Raw genomic sequence first — 20,195 nt, forward strand, 5'->3', positions numbered from 1 at the left:
TTATCCTATTCTAATTTAAATGTAAAAGTATACACTTTCTCCCACTTTCCCCCACTTTATCACATAAAAAAGTTTTCCACATCGACAAATAGCTACAACAAACAGAAGTACTCTTGGAATGAAACACATGTAAAACCTTATTTACAAGCAGTTAAACCCCAATTTATCAGCAAAACAAACTATTACACGAGACACGATTTTTCGCTCTTTTTTTTATCAAAATCAGAAATGAATTGTAAAAATTTCCTCTTTAGAAATTTAATTTTACCCAATTTTTCTCTCAAAAGGGGGCAAAGTGGGAGACAACAAAAACAGAAAGAAAAGATGTGGAAGAAAGTGGGAGAACGCTACTCAAATAACCTAAACAGAATTCGTTATTGTCGAGTAAAACCAATAATTTTGCGTCAAATATAATTTTCATAACGATATGCACAGAACACACACTTGTGGAGAATTAACACTAGCTGACTTAGGGAAAACGGTTACCCTAAGTGGATGGGTTCAAAAATCGCGCGATTTGGGCGGTATGACTTTCATCGATGTTAGAGACCGATATGGTATCACACAATTAACGTTCAATGCAGATGATGATGCTTCCTTGCGCGCAAGTGCCCGTGAGCTCGGAAGAGAATATGTCATCAAGGTAACCGGAGAAGTTATCGAACGCTCTAATAAAAATGCTAAAATCTCCACTGGAGACATTGAAATCAAGGTTTCAAATCTTGAAATATTAAATGCCGCTAAATTACCCCCTTTTACAATAGAAGATGAAACAGATGGTGGTGATGACATCAGAATGAAGTTCAGATACCTGGATTTGCGTCGTAACCCCGTACGTGAAAACCTTATTTTACGTCATAAGACCTCACAAGAGGTACGCCGTTATCTTGACTCCCAAAACTTCCTGGAAGTAGAAACTCCATACCTGATTAAATCAACTCCGGAGGGAGCACGCGACTTTGTCGTACCTTCCCGTATGAATCCTGGAGAATTTTATGCGTTACCACAATCCCCACAGACCTTCAAACAATTATTGATGGTTTCAGGATTTGATCGCTATTTTCAAATTGTAAAATGTTTTCGTGATGAAGATTTGCGTGCAGACCGCCAACCGGAATTCACGCAAATAGACTGTGAAATGTCTTTTGTAGAACAGGAAGATGTATTAAATATCTTTGAAGGACTTGCAAAACATATCTTCAAAACAATCAAAGGTATCGACTTAGGCAATGTTCCGCGTATGACTTACGCAGATGCGATGCGCCTTTACGGATCAGACAAACCGGATATCCGTTTCGGAATGCAGTTTGTTGAACTAAACGAGGTTGCCAAAGGAAAAGGTTTCCCTGTATTTGATGCAGCAGAGTTAGTGGTTGGTATCAATGCGGAAAATTGTGCACATTATACCAGAAAACAACTGGATGCTTTGACCGATTTTATCAAACGTCCACAGATTGGTGCAACGGGCTTGGTATATGCGCGCGTGAATGAAGATGGTTCAGTGAAGTCGTCCGTTGATAAATTTTTCACGCCAGAACAACTGTCGGCAATTGCAGAAGCGTTCCACGCGAAACCTGGCGACTTATTGTTAATTATGGCTGGTGGAACAGACAAAGTTCGCAAACAACTCAATGAATTACGCCTTGAAGTTGCGTCACAACTTGGTTTCCGCAACAAAGAAACCTTTGCTCCATTATGGGTCGTTGATTTCCCACTATTGGAATGGGACGAAGAAAGTGGCCGTTTCCATGCAATGCACCACCCATTCACTTCACCAAAACCGGAAGATATACCGCTTTTAGATACCAATCCCGGAGAAGTAAGGGCAAATGCCTATGACTTTGTTTTAAACGGTGTAGAAGTAGGTGGTGGATCAATCCGTATCCATGACAGAGAGCTTCAATCGCTCATGTTCAAACATTTAGGATTCAGTCCTGAAGAAGCAAAAAAACAATTTGGATTCCTTATGGAGGCCTTTACCTTCGGTGCTCCTCCACATGGCGGATTGGCTTTTGGTTTTGACCGACTAGTATCCTTATTGGCAGGTTTAGATTCTATCCGTGACGTCATTGCCTTCCCAAAAAACAACTCGGGAAGAGATGTTATGATTGACGCACCGTCAACCATTCACCAAGAGCAGCTGGACGAGCTAAGCTTAAATATTGCGATAAAAGCATAAATTATTTAACTCGATTTTCGAGAAACAATTTATTAACAGTATATTTAAAAGTTGGTAATTTTTACCAACTTTTTTTGTGAAAAATTAGCAGATTAGATGGCAGAGAGTACCGCTAATACGTTTATTAAGGAAAGTGCGCAAAAAGCATTTGACACCAAACACCGCGATATTATCAATTACAATATCGACAAATACAGCATGGCTTTCGAAAAAGGCAAGAGCAAATTTGCGGACCTTGAAAATAGCAAGATAAAAGCGAACCTGATAAAATGGAAGGTCATGGAAAATCTCGATCGCTATTTGTTGCAATTTGAAGCAAACTTCACGGCTCGAGGCGGAAAAGTAATCTGGGCCAATGATGCTACGGAAGCCTTGGACGAAATCTATTCGATCATTGCGCGTAAAAAAGCAAAATCTGTCGTAAAGTCAAAATCGATGGCGACAGAAGAGATCGAGCTTAATCATTTTCTGGCCTCCAAAAACATTGAAGCCATAGAAACTGATCTTGGCGAATATATCATTCAGCTGCTGGATCAAAAACCTTATCATTTTGTTACGCCGGCCATGCATTTGAGCCTGGAAGATATCGCCAAGCTTTTTCACGAGAAATTTGACACACCGCTAGATGCATCTGCGGAGCAACTTACAATGAAGGCCCGTGAATTACTTCGAGATCGCTACCTATCGGCAGAAATTGGGATTACCGGAGCCAATTTCTTAATTGCCGAAACTGGAAGTATAGCAATTACCGAAAATGAAGGAAACGCCCGATTGACATCGACCTTCCCCAAAACACATATCGCCGTCGTTGGAATAGAAAAAATCATTCCCAACGTACAAGATTTAGAAGTCTTTTGGCCACTCCTATCCACACATGGCACGGGTCAAAATCTAACGGTATACAATACGCTACTCACTGGGCCAAAACAGCCTTATGAATCAGATGGCCCCGAAGAAATGTATGTTATACTGCTTGACAATGGCCGCAGCAAGCTCTTAGCGCAAAAAGAACAACGTCAGGGTTTGTACTGCATCCGTTGTGGCGCCTGTCTGAATGTATGTCCAATCTATCAAAACATCGGTGGACATACCTATGAAACGACTTATCAGGGCCCAATTGGATCGCTCATATCGCCACATTTAAATGGCATGAAAGAATTCAAACACCTAAGCTACGCTTCCACTCTCTGTGGAAAATGTACAGAGGTCTGCCCCGTTGGTATTGACATACAGCGCATGCTTCTCGTCAACAGAAAAGATTCAGTTGATCAGGGGCTGGCAACAAAAACGGAACAAAAAGTATGGCAGTGGTTCACCTACGGGATAATGCGAAGAAAACTAATCGATTTTTTTGGTGGGAAATTCAAAAATTTCTTCCTCAAAAAACTCTTTCAGAAAACCTGGGGAGATCAACGGGAACTACCCAAATTGGCCGACAAATCTTTCTCCAAACAATGGAAAGAACATCAAAAAAATAAAGAATAACAAAAAAGTGGCATTAGACGATCAAACTAATGCCACTTTTTTTGTTAGCTTCGCTCCCAAACCTCAATACAAATGACTTCTGAAAATACAAAAACTTATCTTCCCTGGATTGATTTCTTACGTATTCTTGCCTGCTTTATGGTACTCATATCCCATAGCTGCGACGCCTTTGTCGGAACATTTGACAACAGCAGCACCTTTCACCAAGGTGTGTTCTGGGGAAGTATTGTTCGCGCCTGTGTCCCCTTATTTGCGATGATGTCAGGTATACTCCTATTTCCCGTTAAAACCGATCTGGCTACCTTTTATAAAAAGAGAATCGGAAGAATAATTGCCCCACTTATCTTTTGGTCAATTGTATTGCCAATGGCTTTTTTTGTATACCTGAACTTTATTAAAAGTAGTCCCAGTGCTTTGATCGATATGAATAATTTTACGATGCAAGCAACGATTACAAAAATTTATACAGCAATCTTTAATTTTAACTACGATACTACCCCTCTTTGGTACATGTATATGTTAATTGGTTTATACCTCATCATACCTATCATTGGCAGCTGGTTGAATCAGGCAACAAAAAAAGACATTCAATATTTTCTTGCATTCTGGATAGTCACACTCCTCATTCCATACATAAAAATGATAGCTCCAACATTGGGATATGCGGGCAACTATGACCAGATGGGGATCTGGGGAGTCTGTAACTGGAATGAATTTGGCACCTTCTACTATTTTTCAGGTTTTCTGGGTTACATTGTGTTGGCTTATTATCTGGTCAACTATCCTTTTCAATGGTCTATCACCAAGACCATAGCGATTGCCTTACCTTTATTTATCGTTGGATTTTTAGCCACATTTTTTGGCTTCTTGGCGACTCAAAAGTACTATCCAGGAAATTATACCAATCTCGAGGTTATCTGGTATTTCTGTAATATCAACGTAGCGTTCATGACCATTGCTCTTTTTCTTGTCGTTCAAAAGCTGAAGATACCCGAATCTAAATGGATAAAACGTCTTTCATCAGCCACGTTTGGTATTTACTTAGCGCATTTTATCATTGTTCAAGCATTGACAGACATCTTCTTGCCTATTCCTACTCTTCCAGCCACATTGAAAATTTTCTCCATAGCGCTCTTAGGTTTTAGCTTAAGTTTCCTGATCACCAAGCTGATGGCTAGTAATTCAATAACAAGAAGGTTTATCAAATAAGCGCATCCTGATGGGGATACCGAAGCGTTTTGCAATCGTGTAACCTTTGAGCTAGACAAAACACGTCGAACAAATGATGAGCTTAGGTATTAAGCATGAGCTTACATAATAAGAAAGAGGGAACCAACGGTTCCCTCCTCTACTAACACTCACCAATATTTAATATGAAAACTATCCTTGTTTAATTTTTACGATGCTTTTACGTCTGCCTCATTTGTTTTAGTTACTTCACCTTTTTTAAAGTCTTTTCTTTTTAGCTGTCTGTCTTTTTTCCAATGTTCTTTGTGCATTTTACGATTTTCAGCGTAGGAATCCTTTAACGTTTTTTGTTGCTCTGGAGTTAACATTCCCATCATTTTTTCATGCTCTGCCACACGTTGTTTTTTCATTTTTGATCGATGTTCCTGACGTTCAGCAGCCATTTTTTGATGGTCTTTTGCTTGCTTCAAATTAAAGGCATAGATATCTTTACGCTGTTTATCTGTAAATTTCAATTTTTGATCCATGCGATCAGTTTTCATCTTAGCAACTTCCTCTGGAGTTTTATTTTTAAAACCATCGCGCATTCTTCCCATTTTATGTTTATGCACGGAAGTTTGCATTTCTTTCATTTCTGGTTTAACATCTTTTTTTTCTTGAGCGAAACCGGCTAACATCAATCCAGATAACGCCAAACTTAACATCAACTTTTTCATTTCTTTATTTTTTTATAAAACCAACAATCATTCTTTTTAATAAGTACTCTTTTTCAGCTTATTTATCAGTAAGAGTGCTCTTGGCTATCGAAAGTTTAATTGATGATCTGTTAAATAAAGTTAAGAAGCATTTATTGTGAGACAGCACTTAAACGGATCGGTAATGTATACGCTACACGCACTTTAAGTCCATTTTGCACCCCTGGTTTCCATTTTTTCGCTTTCTTCAATAAGTTTATAGCAGCATCTCCCGTACCAAATTTCATATCACGTTTAACAGCAATATCTGTTAGTGATCCATCTTTTTCAACGACAAAAGAAACCTCTATAACACCAGACACCCCTTGATCCAAAGCCTGTTGTGGAAAGTTATAATTCTCGGCGATCCACTTCATAAAGGCAGGCAGTCCCCCTACAGGTGTTGGCATAATTTCTACTGATGTAAATGTACTGTTAGAATTATCATCAGTTCCGCCTCCGGATAATGAACCATCTTTAGAACCAGTAATATCACCGTCTCTTTTTGAAGAACCAAATTCACCACGCGCAATATATGTTCCCGATGGACTTGCTTTTAATGTGATCCTTGAGGTCATTGTATTGGGATTTTTCAACTCATCCTGACTCACAAGTTCTTCCGTAACTTGATTTGCTTTCGCCACTTTTATATCAGGCATTCTAACCAGATCAAATTTGGATACATCTTGGGCAACCTGCTGCGGGGCTTTCTCCTTCATCATGACAGGTTCTTCAGGAACCTCTTCTTTCTCCTCTACCTTCTTTTGAATTTCTTCCAGCATGTCGGGCCCAATATCTTGTACTGTATAAATCACGGGCGGAACAGTTTGCTTAAAATATTTATTATATGCATAGGATCCTGCGATCAGCAAAACTGCAAAAGAAACAACAATTCCCAAACCCACATTTGTTGCTTTATCAGAGAGATTTCGCAACTCGTAAGCACCGTACATTTTGTTACGACCAGCAAAAATAACGTCCAGCCATTCTTTGCGGTAGATATTCAATTTAGAGTTCATCATAACATTAAAGTTTAAATCTTTTCATTATGATGAGCGAAAGCCTTATATTTCACAAAAAAATTCAAAATACTTATGAAGTCACTTTTTTCAGCTATTTTTCTACTTACATTATATGCTTGTGGTAACAATCAAAATCAATCCAAGACTGCAATTAAGCATGAAAATAAGGAAGAGACAATTTCGCCATATTTTGGTTTTTTAAACCAGCAAAAGGACTCACTAATCGCTCTTCCTATGGATCAAGCAATGGAGGGTCCGGAAAAATATAATTATGTCATTGTGGAAAACCAAGTTAGCCCCCTTGAGTTTGTTCAGAATAAAATGGATAACAAAGAGAGTAACGGAAGACAGACCGCGCAGAACTTCGCGAATAGTGAAGGTTCGTTATTTAAAATTAGTGACGCAATTAAATCAGGCGAATTTGGCATGCTTGTCAACAAGGCTTTTTTAGATCAGTACAAAATTGAGCAGTTTACAAAAGTTCAAAAAGAAACATCTTCAGCGATTAAGGAGCAGCTTGAGAAGAAATACAATAGGAAGATTAATAAAAGTACGACAGTTGCCATCCTCAGTGATCAGTCCGAGTTTAATCTTACGGTATTTGAAAATCAACAAGATTCTGCTTTAGCTGTATTTTCCTACGCAAAGGACGAACAGCTGATCAATTTGGATTTCCCGGCTTTATACGATGATATCAGCACTTGGCGTGTTGATGATGGCGGTCAGTTTGACAACGAGGCTTTTCAGATACTAACAGTATTGCGTTCTGAGCAAGGAATTAGTTTTATCAGTATCTTTTGGGGTGCTGAGGGGTATGAACTAAACTTTTACCAGCCGAAGAAAAACTTATTTACCTCTATGGCACAGGCCTATGGGTATAGTTCCCCTTTATAAAATAAAGAATTTTAAGTTTCCCCAGTACAAAAGGACAGTGCCCGGGGAAACTCAAGATTTCAATAGTTGCTACAGGTGCATCCTAGCCATAGGAGCGACGTCCTGACCTACAAAATCTTTTTTTAGAAATTTATGATAGCCCGCAATGGCAATCATCGCTGCATTATCCGTACAGTATTCAAATTTTGGTATGAAGACCCGCCATTTGTATTTCTCCCCCATTTCAATTAAGCTCTGTCTCAGGCCAGAATTAGCCGAAACGCCACCTGCAATGGCAATATCCTTTACCCCTGTCTCCTTTGCCGCTTTCTTTAATTTATTCAGCAGGATTGATACAATACGGGATTGCACGCTAGCACATAAGTCGGCCATATTGTGGGTCAGAAAATCCGGGTTCTGCTTCAATTGATCTTGGACCAAATATAATATCGCGGTCTTCAATCCTGAAAAGCTAAAATTTAAACCAGGGATCTGTGGTTCAGGAAGCCGATAAGCTGCCGGATTACCTTCTTTTGCAAATTTATCGATGAGCGGTCCACCGGGATAAGGAAGATTCAGGATTTTAGCTGTTTTATCAAAAGCCTCCCCTGCCGCGTCATCCAATGTTTCTCCCAAAAGTTCCATTTCAAAATAATCTTTCACCAACACAATTTGCGTATGACCACCAGAAACAGTAAGACATAAAAACGGAAAACTAGGCTTCGGATCCTCAATAAAATGAGCCAGGATATGCGCCTGCATATGGTTTATATCAATTAAAGGAATATTCTGTGCGAGTGCAAATGATTTTGCAAAAGATGTTCCCACCAAAAGTGCACCTAATAATCCGGGTCCCCGCGTAAAACTCACTGCATCTATTTGATTTTTGCTTACTTTTGCTTGACGAATGGCTTCTTCCACTGTTGGAATAATATTTTGTTGATGAGCACGTGAAGCGAGCTCGGGAATCACTCCACCATATTTTGCGTGGATTGCCTGAGTTGCAATAACATTTGAATGAATTTCACCGTTAATACAGATAGAAGCGGAGGTTTCATCACAAGAGGATTCAATCCCTAAAATAATAGCCATAGCTTGAGGTAATAAATTTTAATACAAAAGTATCAAAAAAATAATTAAAATAGTGTCAATAGTCCTTGGTAGTATATTCATTATACTGCTTGCATTGGCGTTATCACTACAGTTGAAACCGGTACAAAATTATGTTGCCCAAAAAGCTGTCGACTATTTATCCAACGAACTAAACACCAAAATAAGCCTCAAAAGTGTCTATTTCAAACCTTTTAAATCTATTGTAGTAGAAGATTTTCAACTCTATAGTCCACAGGGAAAAGAAATATTAAAATCAGGAAGGTTAGAAGCCAACGTCAACCTTTCTCAGTTCATTGAACTGAACAAGATTGTGATCAACAAACTAACCATTGAGGATACCCAAGCGACTTTTGAGCAATTTCAGGACAGCTCAAACATTTCATTTTTAATTCGTTATTTCAACCCGCATAAGAAAGAAAAAAAGAAAAGTTCAAAAAAAATCATCTTCGATATAAAGGAACTTGTTATTACGAACAATGCGTTTAACTATGTTAACCATAGACGCAAACATTACAATAAAGTGGTCGACTTTGGAGATTTAGGGATTTCCAAACTTAACGCCCATTTTGATAAGATAAAAATCGATTCTAATCAAATTTCAGCGAACATCAAGACATTCAATCTTCGCGAAAAGAAGGGTTTAGAGATCAAAGGCCTTCTTGGCCAAACGACGGTAAGCAATACAAGTATCGAGCTCAGTGAGCTTATGCTAGCCACCAACCGTTCTACATTCAAAAATTACATCAAACTTAGCTACAACAGCTTTGACGATTTTTCGGACTTCATCAATAAAGTTCATGTAAAACTTCGTGCACGGGACTCCCGTATTCACTCCGAGGATATTGCTTTCTTTTCTTCGCCTATGCACCAAGTCAAATTTGACGTCAATATCAAGCGGGCAAATCTAGAAGGAACTGTATCTTCCATCAACGCATCACAGGTCGATTTAACAATCGGAAAAAAAACTAGTTTAGCAGGCGATCTTCAGATTATCGGTCTACCAGATATTGACAAAACTAAATTTATTATTCCCAGTATAGCAATTTCTTCTGAGCACAAAGACTTAAATGCAGTTATTACAGATCTCGGAAATCTAAAAAATTTCAAACTCCCTGAAATTGTCCAGATCTTCGACAAATTTTCATTCAAAGGCAGCCTAAATGGATTATACAATAAATTTAAGACAAAGGGAGTTTTCACGACTGCGATCGGTAATGTTGAGGCTGATGCCTTACTGGATATCCAGAAGGAAATAAAATATGCGGGCAATTTTCAATCTAAAAAATTCGATGTAGGTACGATAACAAAATTAAAAGATCTGGGAGCAACAGGCTTCAATTTACAGGTTGACGGAACAGGTACCGATCCTAAGAAAATGAGCCTAAAGATAAAAGGAGATCTTAGTAATTTCAATTACAAGAATTACAGTTATCAACGTATACAAATTGAAGGAAATACAGAGAAACAGTTAATTCTTGCTTCAGGGCAAATATATGATCCAAATTTAAAACTACAGTTTACCACAGATATCGATTGGTCTGTCAAACCCAACTATCACCTGGATGCTGATATCCAACGAGCCAATCTAAAAAAACTCAACTTCTTTCAAGGGGATTCCATCAACATTATTAACACGAAATTCCACACCAGTTTAATTGGGGACAACATCAATAATATTACCGGCGAATTTAAATCAGACAGTGTCAATTTCACTTCCTCTAAGGGCCAATTCGTCATCCGCGACATCAATTTCCTTGCCGAAGGAGATGAAAATGCACGCTCCCTAACCTTGCAGTCGGCTATCGGACACATTGATCTCAAAGGAAGAATAGACCTCAATACAATTGTTCCTTATTTTAAAGCTTTAGCCATGCGCTACGCTCCGGCAATCGGGTTTGAAAACAACATTTTTAATCGCCAGGACTTTGACCTGAATATTAATATAACTTCTTTTAAGCCGATCGCAACATTCTTTCGAAAGGACATTGCGTTAGACAGCGGTGCAACGCTCAATGCAAAATTTGAAAGTGAAAAACAAACGGCCAGTTTTAATTTTTACGCACCCGAATTCAAGTACAATGGCATTCGGCTAACTCACCTGATTGTCGATCAAAATGCCAACTTGAAGAATATGGAATTGCAGACCTCCATCGATCGCATAAATTTTACCGACAGTACCTATATTAAAAACGTCAATATTTCAAACACCTTGGCAAACGATAGTTTACAATTCAACATCAAAATGTCGGAACTTGAAGCAAGCAATAGTCTGGATCTTAATGGCGTCATACGCTTTGCCCATGCCAAACCTGCCTATATCAATTTCTATCCATCGAATATCTTAATCAATAGAGAGCGATGGCTTGTCAATAATGATGCACAATTGAAAATATCGAAAGGAAAATGGTACTTTGAAAAACTAACACTGAGTCACGACGAACAAAAAGTTCATATCGATGGCATCCTGTCCAACGAAGTCAGTGATCAGATCAATCTCAAATTTCAGGACTTTAATCTTACATCCCTAAATGGGATCACCAAACCCCATGGCATCAATCTCTCCGGAAATTTAAATGGAAATATTGAAGTTAATTCCGTATTCAAAGCACCCTTTATTGTCGCCAATATAAAAACATCTCCTATCCTGTATAACAATATTCCGATCGGCTCATTAGCACTGAATGCCAACTACGATCCCGAAAATCAATTGGTTAAACTAGACAGCAAGATAGAGGAAGGAAATAAATTAATTCAGTTACAAGGTTCCTATAACCACCTAAGCGAAAACAATAAGCTTAATCTGAAAGCTAAACTCGTAAACACAGATGTGTTTGTTTTCCAGCCCTTTTTACGAAGCCTGGTATCCAATATTCAGGGCAAGGTCAATGCAGACCTCGATATCGAAGGCGATATCCTGAATCCCAAAATTACGGGTTCTGGAAAATTGGATAACGCTTCGATGGTCATCAATTACCTAAAAACGCCATACCGCCTTTCCGACGAAATTGCGGTTACCAATAACCGAATTTTTCTCACAGGGCTAAAAGTATACGATCCCAAAAACAATGTAGCAACCATTGATGGCGTTGTAGATCTCAACAAATTGAGTGATCCCGATATCGATGTAACTGCCGAAACCAAGAATTTCATGGTATTAAATACCACAATAAAGGACAATAATGTATATTATGGCACTGCTTACGCTTCAGGCACCTTTCAGTTTAAAGGACTAACTTCGGCCATGAACATCAATATCCGTGCTAAATCCGAAGAAAATACGATTATCAATATTCCCTTCAATAGTGCCAGTACAATCTCAGATACCGACTTTATCTACTTTATTGAGAAAGACTCGACCAAAACGAAGAAAAACACTAAAAAACGAGATTTCAACGGTCTGACGATGAATATGGACCTCTTGATCAACCCGAATGCAGAAATAAATCTATTCTCCAGTATGGGCGAATTATCAGGAAGGGGAAATAGCAATCTCAACATGCGGATATCTTCATTGGGGGATTTTGAAATGTTTGGGGATTTTATCATAAACAGTGGAAAATTCAATTTCACTGCCCAAGACTATATCAACAAGATTTTTGATCTCAAAGAGGGCGGAACAGTGCGATGGGCAGGAAACCCAACCGAAGCGAATATCAATATCAATGCCATCTATCAACAAAGAACAAGCTTAGCGCCTTTGTATAATGCAGCAGGCCGGGAAGAAAATCCCGAGCGTGTATTGGCACAGGCCGACATGATCCTAAAAGGGCAGTTAAGTCAGCCGGAAATCACGTTTGATATCAACTTTCCACAAAACCCCGGGGTTAAGGATGAACTGCAAGGATACTTTTCAGATGCCAACAATGTCAATCAACAAGCGCTTAGCCTAATCGTGAGACGAAGTTTTACACCTGGTACACAGACAGACTTCGGTAAAGAAGTAAATAACACCTTGCTATCCGCAGGCACAGAAATAGCATTCAACCAAATCAACAACATCATAGCCCAATCGCTAAACATCAATTTCTTTGATATTAATATCAAATCTTTAAATGATGCATCTGCCTCACTGCGTCTATTCAACGACAGGCTTGTTTTGACAGGAGGTATCTCCGACCGTAGAAGTCAGGCTCTAACGGATTTGAATGTATTTTCAGATCGGGTCTCAACCGATGCCGAGGCTATGTTTTATTTAAGAAAAGACGGACGTTTGGTCCTACGTGCTTCCAATCGCCTAAATACACGTAACTTTCTTCTTAGCCCCAATGACGGCGAATATATTAGTGCTTTCGGATTACTCTATCGGCAGGAATTCAACACCTTCTCGGAGTTCTTGAAAAGGCTATTCCCTTTTGGCAAGAAGACGACTACGACAACTCCTGCTGAAACAAAGAAAAGCAAAGTCAATTAACGTTTTCGTTTAGACCCTTGGCTATTTCAACAGGTCTTTTTTCAATTCTGGCTGAGCTCGTTCAACTCAAGTGGACCATTCCAACTCAAGCAGACCTCTTTCAATTCTGGCAGCCCAACTCCTATTCCAACCGCATTGTCCCTATTCTGGGAGTCCGTCTCGATTCCACCAGCAGAGCTTTTTTTCAGCTCCATATAACGGCCGACACAGGCGATCTTTGGATGATATGAACAACAAAAAAAAGAATAGTGTAAAAGCTGCGACCACACTGCGCTGAAAATAAAAAAGTCCCTCCAAATAGATTGGAGGGACTTTCTTTTTATTTTAAAAATCGCTTATGCTAATTTCTCGAATTCTTTGAATTCAATATCACTAGCATTCAATTTCACTAAACCTTTCAAGTGATCAAATACTTTTAAAGCTTTAGCTTCTTCGAACAAACGATTACCTTGTTCTCTGTCTTGCAACAATTGAATTGCAAATTGGTTCAACTGCTCATCAGAAGGTTCTTCGTTGATGTTGTACATCTTAATTTGCGCGTAGATACGTTCTTTTGCTAAATTGATAACTTCATCATATTTAACTTCAAGACCATTTTCAGTAACAACGCGATTTTCGATGATTGTCCATTTCAAGTTATTCAAGAAATCAGCAAAACCTTCGTTCAATTCTTCTTCAGAAATGCTTGGGTTAGTTGCTTTCAACCATCTTTTCAAGAATTCTTCAGGGAAAGATACATCAACCTTCTCCATACCAAAAGTATACATATCATTACGTAATCTTTGATCTGAATTTTGTTTGAATAAATTCTCAACTTCTTCTTTCACTTTTTCTGTGAATTGAGCTTCTTCTGTTACTTCACCTTCCGCGAATAATTTATCGAAAAATTCTTGGTTAAGATCAGCTTCTTCTAAGCGGTTGATATTCTTAACAGTCAATTCAAATTTAGTGACGTCTAAAGCAGTTGCTTCTTCCTCAGTGATACCTAAGATACGTGCTAAATCTTCAGTTTTGAACGCTTTTTTAACATCAATCTTAACAACATCGTCTTTTTTAAGACCAACTAATGATTTTTTGATCTTAGCATCTTCTACGATATCTGTGCGGATAGAAGTTGTTTTTTCTAGACCTTCCTCTTTATCTTGTTTCAATGTTGCATACAATACATCACCTTCTTCAGATACTTCTGGATTAGTCATTTTTCCATAGCTACGACGCAAGTTCTTGATACGATCTGCCAATGTCTCTTCATCAGCTTTGATTTCGTACGAAGTAAATTCAGTCTCAGCAGTAAAAGGTAATTCAAAAGCAGGAGCAAGACCAATTTCATATTTGAAGTTGAAATTGTCTTTATAATCCCAGCTGTATTGTGCATCATCTTCCAAAGGAAGTGGTTGACCTAAAACTTCTAATTTATTTTCAGCAATATAATTGGTGATTTTCTCATTCACTAATTTATTGATCTCATCAAATAAAATAGATTTACCATAAGTACGTCTGATATGTCCCACTGGAACTTGACCTGGACGGAACCCTGGTAATTTTGCTTTTTTAGCTTGCGCTTTAATCTCTTTGTCGACTTGAGGATTATAATCTTCAGGTGCTAATGCGACGTTGACTACCGCATTGATTGCATCTACATTCTCGTGTGAAATATTCATACTCTTTTTAGCTATATCGCATTCATAAAAAAATCCTCCCGAGGTTTTAAGTTCGGGAGGACATCAAGTGCGGAAGAAGGGACTCGAACCCCCACGCCTTGCGGCGCCAGATCCTAAGTCTGGTGCGGCTACCAATTACGCCACTTCCGCATTAGGATTTCTTTTGATGCCACAAAGATAGAAACCAAACCTATATCCTGCAAGTATTTTCTACTCTTTTTTTTATTTTTTTTCAATATTCTCCCAACCCCTTGCATAATTCATTATTATTCATTTACTTTGAATATCAAAGTACTTTTATGGAACAGAAAGATTTATTTAGAGAACTTGGGCAGATCAGATCATTAATGGAAAAATCGTCCAAATTTGTTTCAATAAGCGGATTATCAGGTGTACTCATGGGCTGTTATGCTTTGGTCGGAACGCTATTGGGATACTATATTATACATCAACCCGAAAGTACCGCTCTACTATTGGGCAAAAATCTGAATGAGCCCCTACTGTTTTTAATGATTGCGCTGATCGTCCTGTTATCATCCCTAGTGACCGGCTGGCTAATGGCACGTAAAAAGGCGAGAAAAAATAAGCAGTCGATTTGGAACATTACAAGCAAATCTCTTTTATTTGCAGTTTCAATCCCTTTACTAACAGGTGGCATGATATCCTTGTTGTTTTTTGTCCAAGGCTACTACCAGCTGATTGCTGCTATGCTGCTGATCTTTTATGGACTGGCACTGACTGCGGGTAGTATCTATACCTTTGCCGAAGCAAAAGGCTTGGGTATACTGGAAATCTGTCTGGGTTTGATTGGTATATGTTTCCCGGACAACGGATTACTATTGTGGGGATTGGGATTTGGTGTGCTACACATCATCTATGGTTTTATCGTTTACAAAAAGTACGAATCGTGAAATTAGATCTTTCCTTATATGACAAAATATTTGAAAACAGAGTTCGCCTCCAAATTATGAGTGTTCTCGCTGCCAATGAAGAATATGATTTTAATTCATTGAAAGAATTGTTGGATGTAACCGATGGTAACCTTGCTTCCAACCTAAAAACATTGGAAAAAGAGGAATACATTATTGTCGAAAAAAGCTTTGTTGACCGGAAGCCGAACACCAGATACAAAAGAACGACAAAAGGACTTAAAGCCTTTGAAAACCATCTTATTGCACTTGAAAATTTAATAAAACAACAATACAAATAATTTTTTTATCTATTTACTTTGAAAACCAAAGTACTTTTAAAACATAATTAAATGAAAGGAATTAGACTGAAACTGATGCTGCACCTCTACAATTGGTCCTCCAAAGTGTATGCAAACATCTTTAAATGGAACAAAAAAGCCTGGGGAATCTCTAAAGCAGATTTCATGACCTACCCCATTGGAAGCATCGGCCATAATTTGGGGCTCTTTTATGAAAGTAAAGGTTTCGATGTCATGCCCAAACTGGAAAATCACGATGTCTTTCATATCCTGACTGAAACCGGAACAGAGATACAAGATGAAATTGCCATGCAATTCCTTTTGCTTGGTAATGGAAAGATAAGCCTGTATCTCATGGCAATGATTTTTATTGGCGGCACCTTATTTCCTGAATACTTCGGTTATTACAAAAAACATTTTCAAAAGGGGCGATCGCTCCAAAGTTTTCATCATTTAGAATTTAAAGAAATCCTTCACTGGCAATTAACGGAGCTTCAAATTGCCTTATACAGCAAAAACATTCAGCTAAACTTAAACCGCTAAAACCATGAACTACAACAATTTACCTCCGACAGAGCAATCCTCATTTTTTGAGAAAATCAGTAATTCTACTGTCCTAAAGCTATTTGTCATTTTCTTTCTTTCCCTCATACTACTTATTCCGCTAGCCTTAATCAGCGATTTGATTGAAGAGCGGAAAAACCGCGAACAGGAAGTATCCGATGGAATTACATTAAATTGGGGAAAGGATCAGGTTATTTCAAGCCCTGTTCTCGCCATCCCCTATCGCGAGACTATCCCACTGTCTACCGAAAAAGCCGAAAAATCTAACCTTAGAGAAGAGCTGAAATGGATATTTGTCTTACCCAAAACTTCCAATATCGCAACAGATGTAACACCACAACATCTCTCTAGAGGTATTTATAATGCGGTAGTTTACAACAGCAACATAACATTAGAAGGTTCTTTTGACAAAATATCCCTAGAAAAACTCGAGATCCCTCATGAGCAAATTGACTGGAAAGGCAGCAAGCTTATTTTCGGTATCCAGGATTTTAAAGGCTTAGGCAAGCGCCCATCCTTGAATTGGGATGGAAACGAGTTAACTTTCGATCCAGACTTTAATAATCTCAAATTATTTACTCAAAATTTAGTCTGTCCGGTATCTTTGGATCCGCAGAAAACGGACAATCGTTTCAAGATAAAACTAAATCTAAAAGGATCCAAATCATTGAATTTCCTCCCTCTTAGTGATCAGACAAACATCCAGGCAAAGGGCAACTGGGCTAATCCAAGTTTCACTGGTGCATTTTTACCGAGCAAACGTAATACCGAAACATCAAATTTTTCGGCTTCATGGGAAATCCCTTCGTTCAATAGAAAGCTGCCACAACAATGGACTGGCGATGCACGTCCAATCTATCAGTTCGATAACAAGCTCGCAAATGGAAATGAGGACAATGAACAAAAGGCAGCACAAACCGCCACCAATACAGTTGCCTCTGCAAATAACCTATTGGATAATACGGACATGATTACAATTAACTTCTTACCAGATATCAATAACTATCAAAAAACAACACGAGTTGCCAAATATGGTATTTTAGTCATCATTCTGACCTTTACTTCGCTCCTATTCACCGAGGTGATCAAGAAAAAAAGGATCCATATCATCCAATATATCCTGATTGGAGCAGCGATGGTTCTTTTTTACACATTGTTACTCGCGCTATCCGAGCATATTGGATTTAATCTAGCTTACTTAACCGCTTCCGTGGCTACAGTTATGCTGATTGGCAGTTTCATTAAATCAATTACCAAAGATCAGAAATCGGCGCTGTTGCTGAGTTCAATTTTGGCTTTATTTTATCTCTTCATCTATATCCTTATGCAACTTCGGGATTATTCCCTTATCGCTGGAACAATTGGCATCTTTATCATTTTGGCGATTTTGATGCGCGTTTCAACAAAAATAAACTGGTATCAATTTGACAATAGCCATGTGGATCAATAGACAACATCTGCGACTTTACTGGGTCTTGATTCAAATATTACTTAAAAAATAAGGGATTTGCAATTCTCATAAGCCATTTCTAACTAAAAGAGATGGCTATTTTTTTACTTGACTTAGCATTTATGACCAAATTCTGTAACTTGCGAAGAAATTTTTCAGCGGCATAGATATGTTTAAACAGATGAAAAAACTTACAATACTTACATTAGCGATTATGGCGTGTAACCTCAGCAATGCGCAAGAAAGCAAAGGTGGAAAAAGCAATTTTAAATTAGTGTCGGAATCGCCACAACCGATCAACCCAAGTACACTCTGGGATCTTGGTCGTGTTTCGGCCGAAGGACTTTCTGCAGATGGCAAAACATTGGTATATGGTGTTTCCAATTATAATTTGGAAAGCAATTCAAGTGAAAAAAATCTATATACGATTTCACTGACCAATGGCACCAACCATCAGTTCACCGATCAAAAAGGCGGTGAAACAGTCGTTCAGATCGCACCAAATGGCGACGTAATTTATTTACTAAAAGGGCAGTTATGGAAGAAGAACCTATCTAAGGGTGAAGCACTTCAATTGACAAATGGTGATATCGCCTTAGAAAATGTCAAATTTTCTCCTGATGGAAAACAAATACTCTTCAGTCAGTCCGTTCTTGTAAAAAAATACCACAGCACAGATAAATATCCCGAATTGCCAAAGTCAGACGCTTATATCTATGACAACTTAGATTATAGGCACTGGGATACCTTCAATGATGGTAAGTTCAGTCATCCTTTTGTGGCGAGTTTTATTGATGGTAAAGTTGGTGAGCCGGTAGACCTATTGAAGGACCAAGCCTTTTATAGCCCTCAGGCACCATTTGGTGGCGCCGAAGATCTTGCCTGGTCTCCAGATAGCAAAGCAGTGCTGTATGTCTGTAAAAAGAAATTCGGAACAGACTATGCCGTCAGTACCAATACCGATATTTATCGCTATGATATCGCCAGCGGAACGACTTCCAACCTGACAGAAGGTATGAATGGGTATGACACAGCCCCAACCTATTCTCCCGATGGGAAAAGCCTAACTTGGCTCAGCATGAAAACCGATGGTTATGAATCGGACAAAAATGACATCATGCTATTTGACAAAAACAGCTCAATTCGTTTAAATCTAACAGCACATTGGGATGGTACGGTCAATAGTTTTATCTGGAGCAGTGACAATCGAAAAATCTATTTTACAGCTGCTACGAAAGGTACCGTTCAATTATTTGAACTTGAAGTACCGACCAATATCAAAGCTAAAAGTTTACCAAAAATACGTCAAATTTCGGAAGGTGATTTTGACATCACCGGGATTGTAGGTCAAGTAGCAGACAAATTAATCGTTAGCTCGACAAAGTTTACCCGTGCAACAGAAATCTTTAGCTTTGATCTAAAAACCAAATCTTTAACTCCGGTCACCAAAGTTAATGATGCAAAATACGCAAGCATCAGCGAAAACAAAATTGAGAAGCGTATTACAAAGGCATCCGATGGAGCAGATCTTTTTTCATGGGTAATCTATCCGCCAAACTTTGACCCTGCAAAAAAATATCCAACGATACTTTACTGTGAAGGCGGCCCTCAATCCGCACTGACGCAATTTTATTCGTTCCGTTGGAATTTACAATTGATTGCATCACAAGGTTATATTGTCATCGCTCCAAACCGTAGGGGTATGCCTGGCTGGGGGGTAAAATGGAATGAAGCTATTTCCCAAGACTGGGGTGGTCAGCCAATCCGGGATTACTTGGCCGCCATAGACGATATCTCCAAAGAGTCTTATGTAGATACAACACGCCGCGCGGCGATTGGAGCTAGTTATGGTGGATACTCTGTTTATCAACTAGCTGGAGTGCATCAAAACCGTTTCAAAACGTTCATTGCGCACAATGGTTTATTCGACATGAGAAGCTGGTATGGCACCACAGAAGAACTCTTTTTCGCCAACCACGAACTGGGCGGAGCGTACTGGGATAGCAAAAATGAGAAATCCTATACCGCATTCAACCCGATTGAAAAAGCAAATAATTGGCACACACCAATTTTGATTTTTCAGGGTGGAAGAGATTATCGCGTCCCAATCGGACAAGGACTGGCTGCATTCCAATTGGCTCAGCTCAAAAAAATTAAGAGCCGTCTGGTCTACCTACCGGATGAAAATCACTGGGTACTGTCCGGACAAAACGCACAGGTTTGGCAAAGAGAATTCTTTACCTGGCTTAAAGAAACCTTATAGAAAGTACGGTGAAATCGGATCGGAAGATCACCTACTTTCGCG

Annotated in this window: 14 protein-coding genes and 1 tRNA gene; 10 read left to right on the plus strand and 5 right to left on the minus strand. The window is 38.8% G+C overall.

Features of this window, described 5'->3' with window-relative positions:
- The first annotated feature begins 427 nt into the window (after window positions 1–427).
- From aspS to B4N43_RS19495, 3 genes are all read left to right on the plus strand, one after another.
- Entirely contained in the window at window positions 428–2,179 is a 1,752-nt protein-coding gene (gene aspS, locus B4N43_RS19485) for an aspartate--tRNA ligase (RefSeq protein WP_088160414.1), read from the plus strand.
- Window positions 2,180–2,275: 96 nt separating this feature from the next.
- Entirely contained in the window at window positions 2,276–3,664 is a 1,389-nt protein-coding gene (locus B4N43_RS19490; protein ID WP_070564924.1) for a LutB/LldF family L-lactate oxidation iron-sulfur protein, read from the plus strand.
- 72 nt (window positions 3,665–3,736) lie between these two features.
- Window positions 3,737–4,873: an acyltransferase gene (locus tag B4N43_RS19495; RefSeq protein WP_286735919.1), complete on the plus strand. Its 1,137-nt coding sequence runs from the start codon at window positions 3,737–3,739 to the stop codon at window positions 4,871–4,873.
- Between the two features lie 188 nt (window positions 4,874–5,061).
- Here the strand turns inward: B4N43_RS19495 and B4N43_RS19500 are convergent, their stop codons facing one another.
- Together B4N43_RS19500 and B4N43_RS19505 are read right to left on the minus strand one after the other, a co-directional pair.
- Window positions 5,062–5,568, minus strand: a complete 507-nt coding sequence (locus B4N43_RS19500; protein ID WP_145328207.1) for a hypothetical protein — start codon at window positions 5,566–5,568, stop codon at window positions 5,062–5,064.
- Window positions 5,569–5,699: 131 nt separating this feature from the next.
- Window positions 5,700–6,608 carry an energy transducer TonB gene (locus B4N43_RS19505; protein WP_075991275.1) on the minus strand — a complete coding sequence of 303 codons (909 nt, stop codon included), beginning with the start codon at window positions 6,606–6,608 and terminating at the stop codon, window positions 5,700–5,702.
- Between the two features lie 72 nt (window positions 6,609–6,680).
- Here B4N43_RS19505 and B4N43_RS19510 point away from each other — a divergent pair, with 72 nt between their 5' ends.
- Window positions 6,681–7,502, plus strand: coding sequence for a hypothetical protein (locus tag B4N43_RS19510; RefSeq protein WP_145328206.1), 822 nt, complete (start codon window positions 6,681–6,683; stop codon window positions 7,500–7,502).
- A 69-nt stretch (window positions 7,503–7,571) separates the two neighbouring features.
- Here B4N43_RS19510 and tsaD read toward each other — a convergent pair whose 3' ends face one another.
- Window positions 7,572–8,573: a tRNA (adenosine(37)-N6)-threonylcarbamoyltransferase complex transferase subunit TsaD gene (tsaD, locus tag B4N43_RS19515; RefSeq protein WP_120335337.1), complete on the minus strand. Its 1,002-nt coding sequence runs from the start codon at window positions 8,571–8,573 to the stop codon at window positions 7,572–7,574.
- 52 nt (window positions 8,574–8,625) lie between these two features.
- Between tsaD and B4N43_RS19520 the strand changes: the two genes are divergently transcribed.
- Window positions 8,626–13,005 carry a translocation/assembly module TamB domain-containing protein gene (locus B4N43_RS19520; protein WP_286735920.1) on the plus strand — a complete coding sequence of 1,460 codons (4,380 nt, stop codon included), beginning with the start codon at window positions 8,626–8,628 and terminating at the stop codon, window positions 13,003–13,005.
- Window positions 13,006–13,340: 335 nt separating this feature from the next.
- On the opposite strand, the gene B4N43_RS19525 is transcribed toward B4N43_RS19520, so the two are convergent.
- Complete coding sequence (locus B4N43_RS19525; RefSeq protein ID WP_088160406.1) at window positions 13,341–14,666, minus strand: trigger factor; 1,326 nt, start codon at window positions 14,664–14,666, stop codon at window positions 13,341–13,343.
- 68 nt (window positions 14,667–14,734) lie between these two features.
- A tRNA-Leu gene (locus B4N43_RS19530) sits at window positions 14,735–14,816 on the minus strand.
- 149 nt (window positions 14,817–14,965) lie between these two features.
- On the opposite strand from B4N43_RS19530, the gene B4N43_RS19535 reads away from it, so the two are divergent.
- From B4N43_RS19535 to B4N43_RS19555, 5 genes are all read left to right on the plus strand, one after another.
- A complete protein-coding gene (locus B4N43_RS19535; RefSeq protein WP_088160405.1) occupies window positions 14,966–15,577 on the plus strand; it encodes a hypothetical protein in 612 nt (203 codons plus the stop codon).
- Entirely contained in the window at window positions 15,574–15,876 is a 303-nt protein-coding gene (locus B4N43_RS19540) for a winged helix-turn-helix domain-containing protein (RefSeq protein WP_075991269.1), read from the plus strand. Before B4N43_RS19535 ends, B4N43_RS19540 begins: the two co-directional genes overlap by 4 nt.
- A 51-nt stretch (window positions 15,877–15,927) precedes the next feature.
- Complete coding sequence (locus tag B4N43_RS19545) at window positions 15,928–16,419, plus strand: hypothetical protein (RefSeq protein ID WP_088160404.1); 492 nt, start codon at window positions 15,928–15,930, stop codon at window positions 16,417–16,419.
- 4 nt (window positions 16,420–16,423) lie between these two features.
- Window positions 16,424–17,890, plus strand: a complete 1,467-nt coding sequence (gene creD / locus B4N43_RS19550; RefSeq protein ID WP_286735921.1) for a cell envelope integrity protein CreD — start codon at window positions 16,424–16,426, stop codon at window positions 17,888–17,890.
- Between the two features lie 181 nt (window positions 17,891–18,071).
- Window positions 18,072–20,153, plus strand: coding sequence for a S9 family peptidase (locus tag B4N43_RS19555; protein WP_088163459.1), 2,082 nt, complete (start codon window positions 18,072–18,074; stop codon window positions 20,151–20,153).
- Window positions 20,154–20,195: the final 42 nt, after the last annotated feature.

The organism is Sphingobacterium sp. UBA1897, assembly GCF_002337775.1.
GTDB lineage: Bacteria > Bacteroidota > Bacteroidia > Sphingobacteriales > Sphingobacteriaceae > Sphingobacterium > Sphingobacterium siyangense.